The 18,892-nt window shown below is 63.8% G+C and carries 14 protein-coding genes; 6 read left to right on the forward strand and 8 right to left on the reverse strand.

Features of this window, described 5'->3' with window-relative positions; all coding sequences use genetic code 11:
• The first annotated feature begins 504 nt into the window (after positions 1 to 504).
• Positions 505 to 2,448, forward strand: coding sequence for a S9 family peptidase (locus M1P90_RS08325; protein WP_483702146.1), 1,944 nt, complete (start codon positions 505 to 507; stop codon positions 2,446 to 2,448).
• A 259-nt stretch (positions 2,449 to 2,707) separates the two neighbouring features.
• Here M1P90_RS08325 and M1P90_RS08330 read toward each other — a convergent pair whose 3' ends face one another.
• The 3 genes from M1P90_RS08330 to M1P90_RS08340 form a co-directional block, all read right to left on the reverse strand.
• Positions 2,708 to 3,649, reverse strand: coding sequence for an SDR family oxidoreductase (locus M1P90_RS08330; RefSeq protein ID WP_483702147.1), 942 nt, complete (start codon positions 3,647 to 3,649; stop codon positions 2,708 to 2,710).
• Positions 3,650 to 3,715: 66 nt separating this feature from the next.
• Positions 3,716 to 4,288, reverse strand: a complete 573-nt coding sequence (locus M1P90_RS08335; RefSeq protein WP_483702148.1) for a TetR/AcrR family transcriptional regulator — start codon at positions 4,286 to 4,288, stop codon at positions 3,716 to 3,718.
• Positions 4,289 to 4,361: 73 nt separating this feature from the next.
• Entirely contained in the window at positions 4,362 to 4,787 is a 426-nt protein-coding gene (locus tag M1P90_RS08340; protein WP_483702149.1) for a GlcG/HbpS family heme-binding protein, read from the reverse strand.
• Between the two features lie 323 nt (positions 4,788 to 5,110).
• On the opposite strand from M1P90_RS08340, the gene M1P90_RS08345 reads away from it, so the two are divergent.
• On the forward strand, positions 5,111 to 5,857 hold the full coding sequence (locus M1P90_RS08345) for an SDR family oxidoreductase (protein ID WP_483702150.1): 747 nt from the start codon (positions 5,111 to 5,113) through the stop codon (positions 5,855 to 5,857).
• A gap of 282 nt (positions 5,858 to 6,139) precedes the next feature.
• Here the strand turns inward: M1P90_RS08345 and M1P90_RS08350 are convergent, their stop codons facing one another.
• Positions 6,140 to 7,018 carry a peptidoglycan DD-metalloendopeptidase family protein gene (locus M1P90_RS08350; protein ID WP_483702151.1) on the reverse strand — a complete coding sequence of 293 codons (879 nt, stop codon included), beginning with the start codon at positions 7,016 to 7,018 and terminating at the stop codon, positions 6,140 to 6,142.
• Positions 7,019 to 7,354: 336 nt separating this feature from the next.
• Here M1P90_RS08350 and M1P90_RS08355 point away from each other — a divergent pair, with 336 nt between their 5' ends.
• Positions 7,355 to 8,578 carry a hypothetical protein gene (locus M1P90_RS08355; RefSeq protein WP_483702152.1) on the forward strand — a complete coding sequence of 408 codons (1,224 nt, stop codon included), beginning with the start codon at positions 7,355 to 7,357 and terminating at the stop codon, positions 8,576 to 8,578.
• Between the two features lie 31 nt (positions 8,579 to 8,609).
• On the forward strand, positions 8,610 to 9,062 hold the full coding sequence (locus M1P90_RS08360) for a YaiI/YqxD family protein (RefSeq protein WP_483702153.1): 453 nt from the start codon (positions 8,610 to 8,612) through the stop codon (positions 9,060 to 9,062).
• Between the two features lie 61 nt (positions 9,063 to 9,123).
• Here the strand turns inward: M1P90_RS08360 and M1P90_RS08365 are convergent, their stop codons facing one another.
• From M1P90_RS08365 to M1P90_RS08375, 3 genes are all read right to left on the reverse strand, one after another.
• Complete coding sequence (locus M1P90_RS08365; protein WP_483702154.1) at positions 9,124 to 9,714, reverse strand: hypothetical protein; 591 nt, start codon at positions 9,712 to 9,714, stop codon at positions 9,124 to 9,126.
• Between the two features lie 254 nt (positions 9,715 to 9,968).
• Positions 9,969 to 10,973 carry an NAD-dependent epimerase/dehydratase family protein gene (locus tag M1P90_RS08370; RefSeq protein ID WP_483702155.1) on the reverse strand — a complete coding sequence of 335 codons (1,005 nt, stop codon included), beginning with the start codon at positions 10,971 to 10,973 and terminating at the stop codon, positions 9,969 to 9,971.
• A gap of 466 nt (positions 10,974 to 11,439) precedes the next feature.
• Complete coding sequence (locus M1P90_RS08375) at positions 11,440 to 11,784, reverse strand: hypothetical protein (RefSeq protein ID WP_483702156.1); 345 nt, start codon at positions 11,782 to 11,784, stop codon at positions 11,440 to 11,442.
• Positions 11,785 to 11,914: 130 nt separating this feature from the next.
• On the opposite strand from M1P90_RS08375, the gene M1P90_RS08380 reads away from it, so the two are divergent.
• On the forward strand, positions 11,915 to 12,535 hold the full coding sequence (locus tag M1P90_RS08380) for a YdcF family protein (RefSeq protein ID WP_483702157.1): 621 nt from the start codon (positions 11,915 to 11,917) through the stop codon (positions 12,533 to 12,535).
• A gap of 248 nt (positions 12,536 to 12,783) precedes the next feature.
• Here M1P90_RS08380 and mfd read toward each other — a convergent pair whose 3' ends face one another.
• A complete protein-coding gene (mfd, locus tag M1P90_RS08385; RefSeq protein WP_483702158.1) occupies positions 12,784 to 16,497 on the reverse strand; it encodes a transcription-repair coupling factor in 3,714 nt (1,237 codons plus the stop codon).
• 584 nt (positions 16,498 to 17,081) lie between these two features.
• Between mfd and M1P90_RS08390 the strand changes: the two genes are divergently transcribed.
• Positions 17,082 to 18,683 (forward strand): cellulase family glycosylhydrolase, encoded by a 1,602-nt coding sequence (locus tag M1P90_RS08390; RefSeq protein WP_483702159.1) that lies wholly within the window; start codon positions 17,082 to 17,084, stop codon positions 18,681 to 18,683.
• The last annotated feature ends 209 nt before the right edge of the window (positions 18,684 to 18,892 follow it).

An 18,892-nucleotide genomic window follows, 5' to 3' on the forward strand; every position in this document is an offset into this window, starting at 1 on the left:
CTTCCTGCGAGCAGTGTAGCGGTTTCTCGATTGGGGCGTGTTAAATTGGCGCGCGCGAACCTTAAATTCAGCTTAAATACTTTGTGTACGGCCGTGGCGCGTACTCTGCAACAGCGCTTACCACGAAGGCACGAAGATTTTGAGGTAAAGCCTCAAGCTGCGTGCCTTTGCTATTTGGAATAACGGGCCACAGAGCGCACCGAGGACACTGAGTTTTGGCCATCTCATTCGTTAATCTGTGCGCCCTTGCAGTTCAATCTTTTGCGCTCATTGGCAATATGCAAGAAATGAGTACAATGCGCAAAGGCAGAATGCAGGCGGATATACGATGTTCGCCGCTGCAACTACGCACCACGAACTATATTTTTGGCTTTGTGGTAAATAATGCGTATATGTTCAAATTATATACTTCGTGTCTTCGTGTCTTCGTGGTTAGGTTCTTTTTGTACCTGGTGCCTTGGTGGTTCAGTTTTCCCCCGCGTATATGCGCAGAAAGGCCCGCCGATGAACCCCGCCCCGATTTCCCCCGAAGCAATGGCCGCATTCACGCGCGTCGAAGATGTGCAGATCAGCCCGGATGGCGCGCTGGTGGCAATGGTGGCTGGCCAGTATTTCACCAGCGGCACCAGCAACCCGACTAGCCAGATCTGGCTTGCGCCAGCCGACGGCAGCGCACCCGCCCGGCCCTGGAGCAGCGGCCCGCGCACCGACACCACGCCGCGCTGGTCGCCCGATGGCACGCAGCTCGCCTTTCTTTCCGACCGGCTGGAAGACGGTAAGCCACAGGTTTTTCTGCTCAGGCGCGACGGCGGCGGCCCGCGCCAGATCACCAATTTGCCAGGCGCGATCGAGGAGCTGGAATGGTCGCCCGACGGCACGCAGCTCGCCTTTCTGGTGCGCGACCCCGAGCCGGAAGCCACACAGGCGCGCGTGGCGCGCGGCGACGACGCGATTGAGGTTGAGCTATTCCACCGCTGGCGGCGCGTGTGGGCCGTGGACGTGGCGAGCGGCGCGGCGCGGCAGGTAACCGGCGACGCGCAGGTGTGGGAGTTCTGCTGGATGCCCGACGGCGGCTTTGCGCTGCTGATCGGCGCGGAGCCGTATGAGTGGGCCTGGTTCACCGCGAAGCTGGCGCGCGTCGGGCCGGGTGGCGGCGCGCCCGAAACGATCTACAGCGTGCCCGAGAAGCAGTTCGCGTTCTCGCGTGTTTCGCCCGACGGGCGCTGGCTGGCGTTTCTTGCGTGCATCCTGAGCGACCGGGGCATCAACGGCGGCGATGTGCTGCTGCTCGATTTACACGACCCCAGCCAGCCGCCGCGTAACCTCACTGCCAATTACCGAGGCAGTGTGTGGGCGCTGCAACGGCGGCCCAACAGCACGCAGATCGACTTTCTGGCGTTTGAAGAAGGCGAGGCCGCGCTGGGATTGATCGACGTGGCGGCGGGCACGCGCACCACGCGCTGGCGCGCAGCGGTGGGTTTGCACGAGCACTATGGCGGGCAGTTCCGCGCGCGCGACGCCGACGTTTTTGCGGTGCTGCGCGACGACGCCACCCGCCCGGCCGATGCCTGGGTTGGGCGGGCGGCGGGCAACGCGCTCGAATGGCAGCGCGTCACCGATTTCCACCCGCAGCTCGCCACCTACGCGCTGGGCGAAACGCGCCGCCTGAGCTGGCCTGCCGCCGATGGCTTGCCAATCACTGGCCAGCTCATTCTGCCAGTAGGGTATGAAGACGGCCAGCCCGTGCCGATGATCGTCTGGGTGCATGGCGGGCCGGCCTGGCTGTGGATGCACGGCTTCTATGGCGCGGGCCGGCTTGCGCCGCAGCTGTTTGCGGGCGCGGGCTACGCCGTGCTGCTGGCCAACCCGCGCGGCAGCATCGGCTGGGGTGTGGAGTTTACCGAGGCGAATATCGGCGACTTCGGCGGGCGCGACTACGAAGACATCATTGCGGGCGTGGATGCGCTGGTGGCGCAGGGCATTGCCGACCCGGCGCGGCTGGCGATTGGCGGCTGGAGCTATGGCGGCTTTATGGCGGCCTGGGCGGTCACGCAGACCGACCGCTTCCAGGCGGCGATTATGGGCGCGGGCATTTGCCACTGGCGCTCGTTTCACGGCGTGGCCGAAATCGGCACCTGGGACGCGATTTCGCTGCGCGCCAGCCCCTACGAGCAGGCCGGCCGCTACGACCACTTTTCGCCCATTCACTACGTCGCGAATGCGCGCACACCCACGCTCGTCATGCACGGCATCGAAGACACGATTGTGCCCGTCGGGCAGGGCTACGAGTTCTTTCGCGCGCTCAAGGATCATGGCGTGCCGACCGAGCTGGTGCTGTATCCGCGCGAAAGCCACGCCTTCAAGGAATACGCCCACAATCTCGACCGGCAGCGTCGCTTTCTGGCCTGGTTCCAGCGCCATGTGCAGGGCGAAGGGGTGAAAGGGTGAGCGCAGAGCGCAGTGCGTAGAGCGCAAAACGATAAAAGCTCATTACTTTGGAAAATAAATTTCCCTGCACTCAGCTTCCAGGAAGCTGAAGCCAGTTTTGCTTCAATCTGATAACCAGTTTAGCTTCCTGGAAGCTTGCCCGTTACACAAGAACTTTCTTTCCAGAGTATTCATCCCAATCGTAAATCGCAAATCATCAATCGTAAATTGATAAACCTCTGTGGCTCTGTGGTTATAAATTCTGGTTGTTGGTCGCCGTCTACGCAGGCGGGAATTGCGCGCCGGTGAGCTGCTCGGAAACCTCCCACAGTCGCCGCGCGTCGGCGAGGCTGGTGGCGCGGCGCGGCGTGTGCGCAACAGCGGGTGGGCCGCTCAGCTCGCCATAGCCGCTCGGACCGTAGTATTCGCCGCCGCGCGCGAGCGGGCTGGTGGCGGCAAACAGCGCCGGCAAACAGCCCTGCTCGACTTCCTGCCAGAAGCCGGGGATGTGGCTGGTAAGCCGCAGAAACAGGCTGGGCCGCGTGCGCGCCGTGCCCATGTTTGGGCCAGCGGTTTGCAGGTTCGTGTGGGTCGCGCCGGGGTGGGCGGCGTTGCTGCCAAGGCCCCAGCCAAGCGCATCGCTGCGCCGCTGCAGCTCGAACGCGAACAAGAGGTTCGCCAGCTTCGACTGGGAGTACGCGCCGCCGGGGTTGTAGCTCCGCTGCCACTGCAGGTCGTCGAAGTGAATGCGCCCAAAGCTGCTCAGCCCGCTGCTCATGGTCATCACGTGGGCGTTGCCGGCGGCGCGCAGCAGTGGCAGCAGCCCGGCGGTCAGCGCGAAATGCCCGAGGTGGTTCGCGCCAAACTGCAGCTCAAAGCCGTCGGCGGTGGCGTTGCGCGTGGGCGGGGTCATCACGCCGGCATTGTTGGCCAGCAGGTGAATCGGGCGGCCAGCGGCGTTCAGGCGGGCGACAAAATCGCGGATCGAGGCGAGATTCGCCAGGTCGATCAGCTCCATTCCAAGCTGCGCCTGCGGGTTTTCGGCGCGCAGTTGCGCAATTGCCTGCTCGCCTTTCGCGGCATTGCGCACCGCCAGAATCACTTCTGCGCCAGCGGCAGCCAGCCGCCGCGTGATGCCAAAGCCCAGCCCGCTGTTCGCCCCCGTGACCACCGCTAGCTTGCCGTGCTGATCAGGAATGGAAATGTCGAATGTGCTGCTCATGATCTTTGTTCTTTCTTGTGTGAAAAATGATTGAGTAATCAATCATTACGTGAATTAAAAAAGCGATTAGCCAGTTGTAATGCCACGCCAGAAGATTTCGAAGCCGGCCGCACGATAATCCTGTTCGCCAGTGCCCGCAGCCATTGCCGCCATGGTCGTTTCGACCATGCTGTTGAACAGCGCAGCCACAAACGGGATCGGGTAGTTCGCGACCAGCCCACTTGCAATGCCCTCGTTCGCCAGCCGTTCGATTGCGGCGAATGGCGCAAGGCCGATCGCCTGGCTTTCCGCCGTGATCTGGTCGGAAACCTGCAGCTGCGCCAGCACCTTGATTTTGTCGGGGTTCGCCACGCCCCAATCGACATAACGGTTCCACAGGTGCTGGAGTTTGACACGCATGGGAGCATTTTCTGGGAAGTCGCCCAGCAACGCCTCGGCCAGGTCGTGCTTGAGCTCGCGGTACAGCTCGTTCGCCAGCGCGTCTTTGCTCGCGAAATAGGTGAACAGCGTGCCCTCGGCCACGCCCGCCGCCCGCGAAATTGCTGAGGTGGGCGCGAGCCACACGCCGCGCTCGGCAAAGATGCGGATGGCCGCCGCCAGGATCGCTGCTCGTTTGTCCTCACTTTTTGATCGCGCCATTCCCTGAACCTTAAATGACTGAGTACTTACTCATTATAAATACGTTGCGCGGTTTGTCAAGCGCGAGTTTGCGCTATTCCGCACTGCTGGTGATAGCCGCCACGCCAATGCGCGCCAGCTCGATGTCTTCCATTTCGGGCAGGCCACTCACCGCCACCGCGCCCACCACCACGCCATCGATCATCACCGGCAGGCCGCCGCCCCAGCCGATATAGCGCCGGTCGCCGAAGTAGGCCATATCGAAGCCCGAATCGGGGTCGCGCGCGGCCTGCCCTAGCTCGCGGGTGGCCTTGCGCTCGCGCGCCGCCGTCCATGCTTTGTTGGTAGCGATCAGGATCGGCGGCAGCGGCGCGCCGTCGAGGCGCAGGAGCGCAATCAGCTCGCCATGCGCGTCGGCAACGGCAATCACAGCGGCGGCACCACGCCGCTCCAGCTCCTGTTTGATTGCGTCTATCGCCCGCTGCGCTTCGGTGTGGCCCAGGTTGGGTTGCTGAAACATGGCTTGCTCCTGTATTCGGCATTTTGGCGTAGTATACGCGAGAATCGCCAGGGTGTGAGCAAGCCGTCAGGTATGTGGCGCTGCGCACGGGCGTGACTGTGCGACAATAGAAGCGTCAAAGGGCGTATTGCTATACGCCCAGACCGCTGAAGGGCGTATTGCTATACGCCCAGACCGCTGAAGGGCGTATTGCTATACGCCCAGACCACAGAGCCGAGAAGCAGGAACCGCAAGGGCATTTGCATAGCGTCATTCAACAAACCTGAGATTGATCTTGTGCTCTGTGCTTTCTGTGCCCTGTGGCCCAATTCATAAGGAGTGGTATGCCAAAAACGATTCTTGTCACGGGCGGCAGTCGCGGCATTGGCGCGGCCACGGCGCAGCTTGCCGCCCAGCGCGGCTACACCGTGTGTATTTCCTACGTGCAGAACCAGGCTGCGGCGGAAAGTGTTGTGGCCGATATTGCGGCCCTGGGCGGGCATGCGCGTGCGTTTCGCGCCGATGTTGCGCTTGAAAGCGATGTTGTGGCCTTGTTCGAGCGCATCGACGCGGAAGTGGGGCCGCTGGCGGCGCTGGTGAATAACGCGGGCATTCTGGAGCGGCAGATGCGCGTGGATCATATGGATGCGGCGCGCTTGCAGCGGATTTTCGCCACCAACGTCATCGGCTCGTTTCTCTGTGCGCGTGAGGCCGTGCAGCGCATGTCGACCAACTACGGCGGCGCGGGCGGCGCAATTGTAAATGTGTCGTCGGGGGCGGCGCGGCTGGGCGCGCCAAATGAATATGTTGATTACGCCGCGTCGAAAGGCGCGATCGACACCTTCACCGTTGGGCTGGCGAAGGAAGTGGCAACCGAGGGGATTCGCGTGAATGCGGTGCGGCCGGGCGTGATCTACACCGAAATTCATGCCAGCGGCGGCGAGCCGCAGCGCGTGGATCGGGTAAAAAGCGGCGTGCCCATGCAGCGCGGCGGCAGCCCCGAGGAGGTGGCGCGCGCCATTCTGTGGCTGCTGTCGGATGAGGCGTCGTACATTACCGGCACCTGTCTGGATGTGACGGGCGGGCGCTAGTGCGCGTGAACGCGCAGGGGTTAGGGTATGGGGATTAGGGTTTGGGGAGTACGATGCGCGCAGGTGTCATATCAAGATACAACGGACAAGCTTCCAGAAAGCTTATCGTACTGCTGCGCGTGAACGCGCAGGGATTAGGGTTTGGGGAGTACGATGCGCGCAGGTGTCATATCAAGATACAACGGACAAGCTTCCAGAAAGCTTATCGTACTGCCAGGCTGAAGCAGAACTGACCTGAGCTTACTGGAAGCTGAGTGCAAGGAAATGTATTTTCCAGAGTATTTAGCAGCCGAGCAGGCCGGTGGGGTCGACGTTCTGCGTGCCATGCCAGATTTCATAGTGCAGGTGTGGCCCGCTGGTCATGCCGGTGCTGCCGACGGTGCCCAGCAGCGCGCCCGTTTCGACAAGTTGATTATCAGCCACGGCCACGCTGTCGAGGTGGGCATAGGCGCTGCTCCAGCCGGCCTCCTTGTTCTCCACGCGCACATAGTTGCCGGCCGGCCAGCTGCCCAGGTAGACATGCGCGACGCCGCCAAGCGTGGCGCTGATCGGCTGGCCCTGGGTGGTGCCCGGCTCGGCCTCGCCATCGCCATCGCCGTCGATGCCAAGATCGACTGCGCCCCAGGCGTCGGCGGGCGCGTGCGTGCCCACGCCATAGCCCTGCGTCATCACCACGCGCCCATCGGCGGGCGCGAGCGGGCAGCCGCGCGGCCCGTCGGCGGCGAGCGCGAAGCGCGGCGTGGCGGTTGGTGTTGGCGGAAGCGTCGCCGTAGGTGTGGCGGTGGGCGCGGGCGTGGCGCTGCGCTGCGGCGCTGCCAGGGCGGCCGCGCGCGGGGCAGGGGTGGAGCGGGCACGAGCCGCGACGGGTGGCTGGTTGAACAGCGACGCGGCCAGCACAAACAAACTGGCGCAGATCACCAGAACTGCGCCAAATGCGCGGCGCGGCCAGGCCAGGCTGGGCGCGGCTGGCTCGAATGGGGCCGAGCCAAGCTGCGCAGCCGGCACATTCAGGATGCGGGCAAACTCCTGGCGTTGCGCGGCACTGAGCGGGCGCAGGCCCTGCTCGATCTCGGCGAGTGTGCGGGCGGGCAGCCCGCTCAGGGCGGCCAGGTCGGTGAGTGTGAGGCCACGGCTGCGACGGATGGTACGGATGTCGATCACACAAACTCCTTCTGTGCTTCGTGCAGAGCATACGCCAGCGCGGGCAGCTTGTGGATGACATGGTGTTTACAGTCACCAGTGCGGCGGTTTGCACGACGCGGTGTAGCAGGTTCTTCAAGCGCGGCGCGCGGGATGGATCCACCGGAGCACGGTTCGTCGTATGCTTATCGAGCGCAGAAAGAGACCTTTCTCTGTGCCATCTGCCTCATCTGTGGACAGATCGTGTTCTTATTCCAACGCTGACCTGACCCTGATGCTTTACCGCCTGGGCTTGCCGCCCGCGATCACGCGTGCTATGCTACAGCCCTGCACAGTATGTTTCCGAAGGAGGCGGCCATGACGACCCGACGGGTGTTAGTGATCGCGATTGGGCTGTTGTTCGTCGTGGTGCTGGCGGGTGGTGGCCTGCTGGGCTGGCTGGTGCTGCGCACGCCGGCCGGCGAAGCGGCGCGGCTGGTGGTAGCCGACGGCACATCGCTGCGCGTGTTCGACGACGCGGGCGAGCGCGTGCTGGCCGAAAATGCGCTGACCACCAATTTCAGCTACCCCGCCACCTCACCCGATGGCCGCAAGCTGGCCTATGTCGCGCGCGACGGCGATGCCTCGATTATTGTGGTGGTGGAAATCGCCACCGATGCGCGCATCGAGCTGTTCCGCAGCCAGACGAATGTGCCAATTGATCTCGCGTGGTCGCCTGATGGCAAGTACCTGGTGTTCCTGAGCGGCGGCCAGCTCACCGCCGAGATCGTGCCCACCGACGGCTCGAAGCCAGCGCGCCTGATCGCTGAAGGATCGCCTTCCTTCTTCGCGTGGAGCCCCGACAGCGCCAACCTGCTGCTGCACCTCGGCGGCCATACCGTGCAGGGCGGGCGCATGTCGCTGTTCCAGCCCGGCCAGGACATGGCGCACCCATTGCTTGGCGACCCGGGCTTCTTCCAGGCGCCGGCATGGTCGCTCGATGGTCAGCACTTCTTCTATGTGGCGCAGCCGCCGTTTGGCAAGCCCGACCCAACGATTGAGGATGTGAAGAGCGAGATCATGCGCGTCACGGCGGCGGGCAAAGACCCGATCAAGCTTGCGAGCGAGGCGAAATCGGATTTGCGGATCATTCGCTCGCCCGTCAGCGACCAGATCGCCTATATGGTTGTGGGCGTCGATGGCTATGGCCCGCTGAAGCTGGTGGATGGCGCGGGCGGCGACCCACGCACGCTCTCGCAGGCCGATGAACGGGTCACTGCCTTCTTCTGGTCGCCCGACGGCACGCAGATCGCCTACCTCACGCACGACGGCGAATTCGACCCGGGCGGCGAGCGCACCTGGAACATTGTCGATACAGCCAGCGGCACGGTGCGCTCGTTTGGCTCATTCCAGCCCAGCGACTCGCTGGTTGGCCTGCAATCGTATTTCGATGCCTACACCTTCTCGTTCAGCCCCTGGTCGCCCGACGGCAAACAGCTTGCTTATGGAGCCAAGGATGGCGTGTACCTGCTGAATGTGGCGGCGGGCACGGCGACGCGGCGGGCAAATGGCGCGCTGGCGTTGTGGATTGGCGGGAAGTAGACGGCGCGCAGCGCCGGGAGAAAGCTGACGCATGGAGATCTGGATCGACGCGGATGCCTGCCCGCGCGACGCGAAAGAGCTGGTGTTTCGCACCTCTGCGCGCCTGGGCCTGCCGGTGCGGCTGGTAGCGAATCGCAGCATGGCCGTGCCTGCCTCGCCGCTGATCACGCTGGTGCAGGTGCGGCCCGGCAGCGATGTCGCAGATGCCTATATCGCGCAGCACGTCCAGGCCGGCGATCTGGTGATTACGGCGGATATTCCCCTGGCGGCGCTGGTGGTCGAGCGCGGCGCGATCGCGCTCGACCCGCGTGGGGAGGTGCATACCGCCGACACGATTGGCGAGCGGCTGGCGGTGCGCAACCTGATGGAGGAACTGCGCTGGGCGGGCGCGGCGAGCGGCGGCCCGGCCGCGTATAGCGCTACCGACCGGCGGCGCTTTGCGAACGCGCTCAATCGTGCCACCGAAGGTCAGCGCCAGCGTTAAGGCAAGCAGCAATCGGGGGCGACAAACAACCCCCGATTTTTTGTGCCAACCAGTGCGGCCCTTAAGCCGCCATTTCTGCCCGCGTCTCCGGGGCAGCCGTGTCGCGCCGAAGCATCCAGCGCAGCGCCAGCCCGGCCAGCACCTGAAAGACGACTGCGCCAGAAGACCCAAACACCGTCCATTGTTGTGAAAGATCGACCCCGGCCGAGCGCGTGATCATCCAGCCAAGCACCCAGCCCAGCGCCACCGTGATCGCCCAGGCCGGCGCGCGGCTGCTGTGCTCGCGCAGCACCAGGGATTGAGCCGCCCCCACGCTGGCACCTGCAAGCAGCCCGCGCAGCAGCAACGCCGCGCCCTCTGTGTCTGTTCCGAACAACGTAACGCCCAGCGCAATCCCGGCCGCCATCCCCAGCGCAGTGGCAGCAACCCACCACAGCGACAGCGGCAGCCGGCGGCGCAGCGCCAGCCACTGCACTGAACCCAGAATCGCGCCCGTGAGCATGCCACTCAACGCGCCAGCCAGTGGCGTTGCAACGGGGCCGCTCAGCGCCCAGGCGGCCAGCCCGCCAAGTGGAAAGCCAAGAAACGCGATCGCCCAGCCAAGCCAGAAACCCCATCCACGCTCCGTCCCCGCCCTATTCGAATACTGCATCACGCTGCTCCTCATTATTCTGGAAAATACGTTATTTCATACAACGGGCAAGCTTCCAGGAAGCTTACCTGAGTATCAAATTGAAGCAAACCTGGCTTGAGCTTCCTGGAAGCTGAGTACAAGGAAATTTATTTTCCAGAGTACTTCTGGCCTAGTGCATATCAAGAAAGCAATGCGGGAGTCAGGTAAAAGTTTCTGCATTGTAATCACCAAACCCTATCCCCCATTCCCTAAACCCTGCGCGTGAACGCGCACTAGCTGTTGGATGGTGCCGACGCCGCGGGTGCCTGCGAATTGCGGGCGGCCTGTGCGTTGTACCACTGCACAGTCGCGCCAATGGCCTCGCGCAGTGGTGTCGCGCTCCCGCCAAACGTGGCGGCGTATGCGCTGTGATCGACAATGTATGGCTCGTAGCTAATATAGAGGTTTTCCGCCAGCCCGCGCAGCGTGGGGACGCCAAGGCCCAGCAGCGGCAGCAGCGCCCGCGTCACCGCCCGTGGCAGCGCCGACACTTTTGCTGCGAGGTTCGCTTCTTCGCCCAGCAGGCGCACAAACTCGCGCAGCGTGACCGCTGGCGCATTTGGCGCGTGCCAGGCCCGCCCGAGTGCCGCGTCGTGCGCGCCAACCGTCACCAGCGCCTGGCCCACATCGCGAATGTAGCTTACGCTATGGGGAATATCCAGGTTCGCGAACACTTGCGCGGGCTTGCCGGCCAGCAGTGGCCCAAACAAGCGCTGCCCAACCAGCGACTCGGTGACGTGCGGGCCAAACAGATCGGAGGCGCGCACGCTGACGGCCCGCACTTTGCCGCTGTGGTGCGCCGCGAACAATTCCTCGGTCATGCGAACGCGCGTGGTGCTGCGCAGCCCACGGCCATTGAGCGGCATGCCCTCGGTCATTGGCACGCCACCGTGCGGGCCGTACATATACATGTTTTCCATCACAATCAGCTTCGCGCCATTGGCTGCCGCGCCTTCCAGAACGCCCCGCTGAAGCGGCGGAAATTGCTCAGGCCAGCGGTGGTAGTCGACCGGGTTGGTGCAGTTGTACACATGGCTTGCGCCCGCGCAGACAAGGCGGGCATTGGCCGGGTCGGTCGCGTCGCCGCGCACCATCTCAGCCTGCTGGGGTAGGTGTTTGCGCGCCACACTGCGCGTCACGACCTGCACCCGCTTGCCCTGCGCCAGCAGAATTTCGACCACCGCCGTCCCGACCGGACCGCTTCCGTACACCACGTGCAGCTCATTCGCCTGTGTCATGATGGCATCCCTTCGCTTCAAATCAGCCAGGGCGAGGTGGGCGGGTCTTTGCGCGGAAATGCTCAGCCCATCTTGCGCTGCTGGAACTCGCACCTCAATCAGAGTAATTACTCTAATCGAAGAATAGAGTAATTACTCTAACAAGTCAAGTCAGTCGTTCGACCGAGATTCATTACTCTGGAAGGAAAGTTTTTTGTACAACGGGCAAGCTTCCAGGAAGCTCATCTGGTTATCAGGTTGAAGGAAAACTGACCTGAGCTTCCTGGAAGCTGAGTGCAAGGAAATTTATTTTCCAGAGTACTCGTGTAAGTGCGTGTGAGGAAGGAAATCGCAGCAGTGAGGCTACGCGGAGCGCGAAAGTGTGGCTACGGCGCGAGCGCGCCAGCGAGATGAGGAAGCTGGGTTTGCGCGTGAACAATGCGCAGCGGCGCGTGAGGAAATCTCACGCGCCGCTCTTCACGTCTATTTATAGCCCGAAGCTGCTCAGGCCAATCGCGCCCGCGGCCAGCAGCAGCACCACGCCAATAATGAAATACAGCGCCGCCGGGCCAATATCGCGCATGCGTGGCAGTGCCGGCCCGCGCCGCTGTGGTGCAACCTCGATGCGCTGGCCGCGCCAGTAGGTTACGCGCCCGCGCTCGGGCGGGCCACCTTCGCGCACCCACACGCGCCAGCCCATCATCAGCAGCCACACGCCTGCGCCGCCCACCACCAGCGCGGTGACCAGCGGCGGCAAGCGCGAAGAATTTGTCAGCACCACCAGCACCGCAATCACAGCGACCCAGCGCCAGTCGAAACGAAGCCCTCGCACGGTTCAACTCCTTGTTCTGCGGGCAACCCTGCGCCCACACCCATATGACGCCAGCCGCGTGCATTTTGTTGAGCGGCGCGCAGAATTATAGCACTTGCGCGTTTGCCACTCCTCTCGCATAATGCCCGCCATGCAAATACAAACCACATTCTGGCGCTGGCGCGGCGCGCTCCGCAGCCTCGCAATGGCCGCGCTCGCCATCGTGGGCGTGATCGTGCTCGTAAGCGTGCTGGTGCTGCTCGAAGGCCGGCGCGACGACTTGCGGCAGGGCACGGTGGCGCGCGTTGGCGCGGCGATTGTGCTGGGCGCGCAGCTCGAAAACGGCGCGCCTTCGCCCACATTTCAGGCCCGGCTCGACCATGTGTTCGACCTGTACCGGCGCGGGCAGGTGCGGCAGATCATTCTGACTGGCGGCATCACTGCGGGCAGCACCGTGGCTGAGGCCGCCGCAGGGCGCGACTACCTGCTGAAGAAGGGCTTGCCTGCAGAGGCTTTGCTGGCTGAAGAAGATAGCACCAGCACCTTGGGGAACCTGCAGAACGCGCTGCCGCTGGCGCAGGCGAACGGCATCCAGACCGTGGCACTGGTCAGCGATTCCACTCACATGCTGCGGGCGCTCAAAATGGCGCGCGACCTCGGCTTCGAGGCCTATGGCTCGCCGGTGCCGCCACCCGACAGCGCGCTGCCCGCCCTTGGCGCGGCTTTCAGCGAAGCCGCAAAATACCTCGCCTACCTCTTCGCCCGCCGCTAAGCGAGATTATAAGCGACCATACCACCAAGACACCAAGACACCAAGTTTCTGATAGATATTTCAGATCTTGGTGCCTTGGTATTCTGGAAAATAAATTCCCTCGTACTCAGCTTCCAGGAAGCTGAAGCTAGTTTTGCTTCAATCTGATAACCAGATAAGCTTCCTGGAAGCTTGCCCGTTGTAGAAAAGAACTTTCTTTCCAGAATACTTGGTGTCTTGGTGGTTATATTCTCGATCGATCCAGTAGCCTATTTCCCCAACGTTTCCAGCAGCTCGGTTAGCGGTTCGATCCAGCCGTCGGCAGGCAGCGAGCGCCGGTCGAGGCGCACGAACTGCGGGCCAACTTTAATTGCCGGGTTTTTGCCAAAGCGCCGCCGCAATTTCTCGCGGTCGAGCGCGTCGCCCTCGGGCAGGCGCACAATAAACTCCTCGGCCGTCGTCACCACCGACGTGACACCCACCGCCAGCGCCAGCGCCTTAATGTTCAACCAGGTCAGCAGGCAATCGGCCGGCTCGGGCAGCTCGCCAAAGCGGTCGCGCAGTTCCTGGCGCAGCTCGCGCACGGCGCGCGGCGTTTGTGCCTCGGCCATGTGCTGGTACACCGCCAGCCGCACCCGGTCGTCGGGGATGTAGTCGGTCGGCAGGTAGGCATCGAGCGGCAGATCGAGCGTCACCAGCGGCGAAATCAGCACCTTCTCGTCGACCTTGACCATGGGCTGCCTGCGCGATGTGCTGGCGCGCTGCGCGGGCGCCGGGGCGCTGGCGTCGCTCTTGGCTCCATTCTGTCGTGTGTCTGCTGTCTCCTGATCTTCGCCCTGCTTCGCCGTGTTTGGGCGCTGGAAGTTCGTTTCGATCAGCTTGGCCTTCATCGTGCGCACGGCCTGCTCCAGCAGGCGCGAGTACAGGTCGAAGCCGACGGCGGCGATATGCCCGCTTTGCTCGGCGCCCAGCAGGTTGCCCGCGCCGCGAATCTCCAGATCGCGCATGGCAATGCGGAAACCCGCGCCCAGCTCGGTGGCTTCCTGAATGGCCTGCAGGCGCTCCTGCGCCTCGGGCGTCATGCGGTGGTCGGGCTTGTAGAACAGGTAGGCGTAGGCGCGCTGGGCGCTGCGGCCCACCCGCCCGCGAATCTGGTAGAGCTGCGCCAGGCCGTAGGTTGTCGCGTCGTCGATGATGATTGTGTTGGCGTTTGGCACATCCAGCCCACTCTCGATGATCGTCGTGCACACCAGCACGTCGTCTTTGCCGCTGAAGAAATCGAGCATGACCCGTTCGAGCTGATGTTCGCCAAGCTGGCCGTGGCCCACGCCAACCTCGGCCTCGGGCACCAGTTGCTTCACGCGGTCGGCGGTATAGTAGATGCTTTGCACGCGATTGTGCAGGTAATAGGCCTGCCCGCCGCGATCCAGCTCGCGCAGCACCGCTTCGCGCACCAGCTGCTGGTCGTAGGGCAGCACATAGGTCTTGATTGGCACGCGATCCTCGGGCGGCGTGTCGATCACGCTCAGGTCGCGGATGCCAGCCAGCGCCATGTGCAGCGTGCGCGGGATGGGCGTGGCCGTCATGGTCAGCACGTCGACGTTGGCGCGCATCTGCTTGATGCGCTCCTTGTGGCGCACGCCAAAGCGCTGTTCTTCGTCCACCACCAGCAGGCCCAGGTCTTTGAAATGAATGTCGGCTGAGAGCAGGCGGTGTGTGCCGATCAGGATGTCGATCTCGCCCTTAGCCAGCTCGACGGTGATCGCTTCCTGCTCTTTGGGCGAGCGGAAACGCGAGATCACATCCACTTTCACAGGAAAGGCGGCCATGCGCCGGCTGAATGTTTCGTAGTGCTGCTGGGCGAGTACGGTGGTGGGCACCAGCACGGCAACCTGCTTGCCGTCCTGCACGGCCTTGAAGGCGGCGCGCAGCGCGACTTCGGTTTTGCCAAAGCCCACATCGCCGCAGATCAGGCGATCCATGGGCTGAATCTGTTCCATGTCATGCTTGACATCGGCAATCGCGCGCAGCTGGTCGGGCGTTTCGTCGTAGGGGAAGGTGTCTTCCAGCTCGTGCTGCCACTCGCCGTCGGGGCTGAACGCAAAGCCCTGGCTGAGCTGGCGCTTGGCGTACAGCTCCAGCAGGTCGTTCGCCAGCTCCTGCACGGCGGCGCGTGCCTTGCGCTTGGCGCGCTCCCAGTCCTGCGTGCCAAGGCGCGTAAGTGACGGGGCAGCATCGCCCGCGCCAATATAGCGCGACACACGGTCGATCTGGTCGATCGGCACATACAGGCGGTCGCCGTCGGCGTAGCGCAGGTTCAGGTATTCGCGCTCGGTTTTGCCGACCGTGCGGCGGATCAGCCCTTCGTACACGGCGATGCCATGCTCGATATGCACGACGTAGTCGCCATTCTTCAGCCCGCGCAGGAAGGCGGCGCGCTCTTCGGCGTTGCGGTCGCGCTTGCGCTTGCGCTCGGCGGTTGGGCGGCGCTGGCGGTAGCCGAAAATCTCGGCGTCGGTGTAGAGCGTGCGATGGAGGTCGGGCGAGCGCCAGCCCGCGTCGAGCGCGCCATGTACCACATGCAGCAGCCGCATCAGGGCGCGCAGCACCGGGTCGGCCTGTGAGTCGACCGGGCCAATATGCCCTTCGGCCTTGATCTGCTCGGACACCATTTCTTCAATGCGCGCGGCCTGCGGCGTGACCACAATCACCTGTTCGTCGGCGCGCAGCCGGCGAATAATGTCATCCACCAGCTGGCGCAGCTGGCCGCCAAACAAGTCGGCGCTGGTGAACAGCGTGGCGGGCAGCGCAAGCGATTGCGGCTGCGCGCCCGGAACGTCCCATCCGCCGATGTCGAGGTCGTTGTTGCTGAAATTGACCAGCGTTTGCGCCGCGCCCTGCGCCAGCAGCTCGCTCCACACGAGGTAAGGGCGCGGGAAGTCGGGCGGCAGCTCGCCCGCGTCGATATGCGCCTTGCGCCGCTCGTCGGCGTGGTGGTGCTGCTCGGCGGCCTGCTGGGCCAGCAGAAGCATGTCGCTGAACACAATCGGCGCGCCGGCCGGCAGATATTGCAGCAGCGACGAAGGCTGCTCCGCGCTTTCCAAACCCCAGAAGAAGGGCGCGTACAGCGCGCGACCCTCGAAGCGTTCGCCATTCGCGATCTTGTCGACCACGGCATCCCACTCGTCGCGGGCCTCGCGGCGCAGCACGTCGGCGTCGAGCGCGCGCATCTGTGCCAGGGCCGCGTCGCGCCGCCAGAAGGCAATTTCGTGCGGCGGGCCAACCAGCACCTCGCGCACCTGCGCCTCGCTGCGCTGCGTGATCGGGTCGAAGCGGCGCAGGCTGTCGATCTCGTCGCCAAAAAACTCAATGCGCAGCGGCAGCTCGTCGCCGGGCGGGTAGATATCGAGAATGCCGCCGCGCCGGTTCAGCTCGTCCGGCTCCTCAACCGTTGGCGCGGTGCGGTAGCCCATCGCCAGCCAGCGCTCGATCAGCGCGTCGATGGTGTGCTCGTCGCCACGGCGCAGGCGCACAGTCGCGCCCGCGTAGTCGGCGGGGGCCATGGTGGGCTGAAGCAGCGCGCGCACGGGCGCAACAATTACCAGCGGGGCGGGGTCGGCGGGCTGGCTTTGCAGCTTCTGCAAGGCACGCAGCACGCGCAGACGCGCCGCCACCACGTCGTTGCCCGGCGACATCGGCTCGTAGGGCATGGCGTCGCTGGCCGGGAACAGCATCACCTGCTGGTCGTCGAGCCACTGGCACAAATCTTCGCGCGCCCGCAGCGCCAGGTCGGTATTCTGCACCAGGTAGAGCAGCGGCTGCGCATTTTGCTGCGCCAGCGCGGCCAGCAGCGGCGGGCGCGCGGCGGTGAGCGCGGGCGCGACATGTACGCGCCTGCCCGGCTGCGCAATCTGCTGCGCCAGCGCGGCAATGCTCGGCTGGCCCGCCAGCGCCGCGAGTGTCGGTTCGAGTTCAGAAGCCATAGATTTCTCGATAGTTCGGCCAAACAACACACGCCGAACGAGGGCATGATCGCATAGACCAGCCCCTGCGCGTGCGGCGGCGCCATTGTCCGGCGGCGTGCCAGGGATGTTATAGCACGAAATATGCCCATCGTAAAGCGCCGCAAGGCTGAACTGAAGGGCCGCAGAACCGCAGAACTGCATGAGGGTTTAGGGTCTGGGGTTTTGGGATTGAACCCGCGAACGTGCAACCTGCAACCGCATGAGGGTCTGGGGTTTTGGGATTGAATCTGCAAACATCAACTCTCTGCACCCTTTGCGGTGAAAACAGGCCGTCGTTCGTCGTTCGTCGTTATCAAAACCTCCAAACTTTCAACCCTAAACCTCCGTGCCTCTGTGCCTCTGTGGTGAAATCTTGCCGTTTTCGCTGGCATCAACCTGCCACCCTGCAAACTTGAAACCTGCCAACTTGCCAACCTGCCAGCCTGCAAACCTGCAACTTTCAAACCGAAAAACCGCCTTGCCACGCGCCCACCCGCACGCTACAATGCACGCGGAATCGAACCAGAGCCTAGAATCCATCGCCGTCAATGAAATTCCTGCTGTTGCTCCTGTTTGCAATTCTGCCCCTTCTGCCGCCCGTCGCACCCCCAAGCCCTGCGCCGCGCCCGGGTGGCTTTTTGCGCGCCAGCGGCGCGCAGGTCACCGTGTTCGACCAGCCGGTGATGCTGAAGGGCGTAAATTATTACCCGCAGTGGCGCCCCTGGGCCGACATGTGGCGCGTCTGGGATGCGCCGCAGATTGCCCGCGAGCTGCGCCAGGCCCGCGACGAGCTGGGCATCAATATTGTGCGCGTGATGCTCCCCTACAACATTTCGGGCAAGAAGAACGGCGATGGCGAGCTGCCGCCCGAGTACATCGACCGCATTCGCCAGTTTGTGCAGATCGCCGGCGAGCTTGAGATTCGCGTGCTGTTCACCCTGTTCGACTTCTCGCCCGGCTTTCCCGCCGCCGGTAGCCCCGACGAAGCGCGCCAGCTGGCCTACCTGCGCACTCTGCTGCCGCTTTTTGCCGACGACGACCGGATTGCGATCTGGGACATTCATAACGAGCCAGATAATTATGGGATGTGGGGCGAAGGGCGCAGTGCCGAGGTGCTGAGCTGGCTGGGCCGCATGGCCGACGCCGTGCATGCGCTCGACCGTAAGCACCTTGTTACGGTGGGCATGGGCCTGCACCCAAATGTCTGGTTTCCCGGCCCCGACGGTCGCCGCGTGATCGACTACAGCGACGTCGTGAGCGTGCACAACTATGCCGCCGACACGGCGATTCAGCAGCTGGAAGCGGTGCGCGCCCACACCGACAAGCCCATTCTGGTGGAAGAGTTTGGCTGGCCGACTGGCCCGTCCTGCCTGGCGGGCTACAACGAAGCTGCCCAGCACAGGCTCTTTCAGGCTGAAATGGCAGCAGTTGGGGAAAATCGTGCAGTGGGCGCGATTGCGTGGGTGCTGCGCGACTACGACGCCGCGCCAACCGGGCGCTGGGATGGGCGCGAGGAATATTTTGGGCTGTACCGCGCCGATGGCAGCCTGAAGCCGGCGGCGGCGCCATTCCGCGCGCTGGCGGTGCCGCCGCTGCCAGGCGCGGTCACCAGCGCGCTCTCGCTCACCAGCAGCCACCCGCGCTTCCCAAGCAACAAGCAGGGGCCGCTGCGCATCGCCGGCACGCCATACTCGGTCAAGCGCGCATTCCGACGTGCGTGGGAGCTGTTTGGCGGCGCAGATAGCTTCGGCCCGCCGCTCACCGATGCCTTTGAGCGCCAGCCCGATCGCCAGGTGGTGCAATATTTCCGCGATATGGTGCTGGAATACTACCCCGAATATGGCGGCGACGCCAAAACAACCCCAGAAACGCAGCAGGTGATGTGGGTGGCTCGCCCGCGCGCGCTTGGTGCCGAGGCAGTGGCGGGCCGCCTGCTGCGCCCTGCCCCGCCACGTGGCGCTTTTCTCGCCTTTTACGGGCGCGTGAATGGCGCGTGGCGGCTTGGCGAGCCACTGTCGGGCGAGCTGCGCGAGCGCGTGAACGGCACGGATCTGACCGTCCAGTACTTCGAGCGCGGGCGGCTCGAGCAAACGCCCGACGGCGCGGTGCGCTTTTCTCCACTTGGCGCGCAAGCCTGGTCAGCCGAATGCGGGCAGGCGGGCTGAGCCTACATTCAGCGCTCCCACAAATCCCTCAGGGCGTAAAACAGAGCAACAGGCAGCGACGGGTGTCATAGCCGCTGTGCTCTGCTGCCTATTTGCGCAATTTCCTCACGTTTTGCTTCAAATTTGCCCTCCAGCTAATGATGAACTAATGGTGCGCTAGCGGTCGCCCACTATAGTAGCGCCATAAAGCTTCACTAAAGGCTCCTGAA

Source organism: Kouleothrix sp. 19917, from assembly GCF_057073505.1.

Coding starts and splice junctions, on each gene's coding strand:
- M1P90_RS08325 (WP_483702146.1), top strand. CDS start 505: ATGAACCCCGCCCCGATTTCCCCCGAAGCAATGGCCGCATTCACGCGC.
- M1P90_RS08330 (WP_483702147.1), bottom strand. CDS start 3,649: ATGAGCAGCACATTCGACATTTCCATTCCTGATCAGCACGGCAAGCTA.
- M1P90_RS08335 (WP_483702148.1), bottom strand. CDS start 4,288: ATGGCGCGATCAAAAAGTGAGGACAAACGAGCAGCGATCCTGGCGGCG.
- M1P90_RS08340 (WP_483702149.1), bottom strand. CDS start 4,787: ATGTTTCAGCAACCCAACCTGGGCCACACCGAAGCGCAGCGGGCGATA.
- M1P90_RS08345 (WP_483702150.1), top strand. CDS start 5,111: ATGCCAAAAACGATTCTTGTCACGGGCGGCAGTCGCGGCATTGGCGCG.
- M1P90_RS08355 (WP_483702152.1), top strand. CDS start 7,355: ATGACGACCCGACGGGTGTTAGTGATCGCGATTGGGCTGTTGTTCGTC.
- M1P90_RS08360 (WP_483702153.1), top strand. CDS start 8,610: ATGGAGATCTGGATCGACGCGGATGCCTGCCCGCGCGACGCGAAAGAG.
- M1P90_RS08365 (WP_483702154.1), bottom strand. CDS start 9,714: ATGCAGTATTCGAATAGGGCGGGGACGGAGCGTGGATGGGGTTTCTGG.
- M1P90_RS08370 (WP_483702155.1), bottom strand. CDS start 10,973: ATGACACAGGCGAATGAGCTGCACGTGGTGTACGGAAGCGGTCCGGTC.
- M1P90_RS08380 (WP_483702157.1), top strand. CDS start 11,915: ATGCAAATACAAACCACATTCTGGCGCTGGCGCGGCGCGCTCCGCAGC.
- mfd (WP_483702158.1), bottom strand. CDS start 16,497: ATGGCTTCTGAACTCGAACCGACACTCGCGGCGCTGGCGGGCCAGCCG.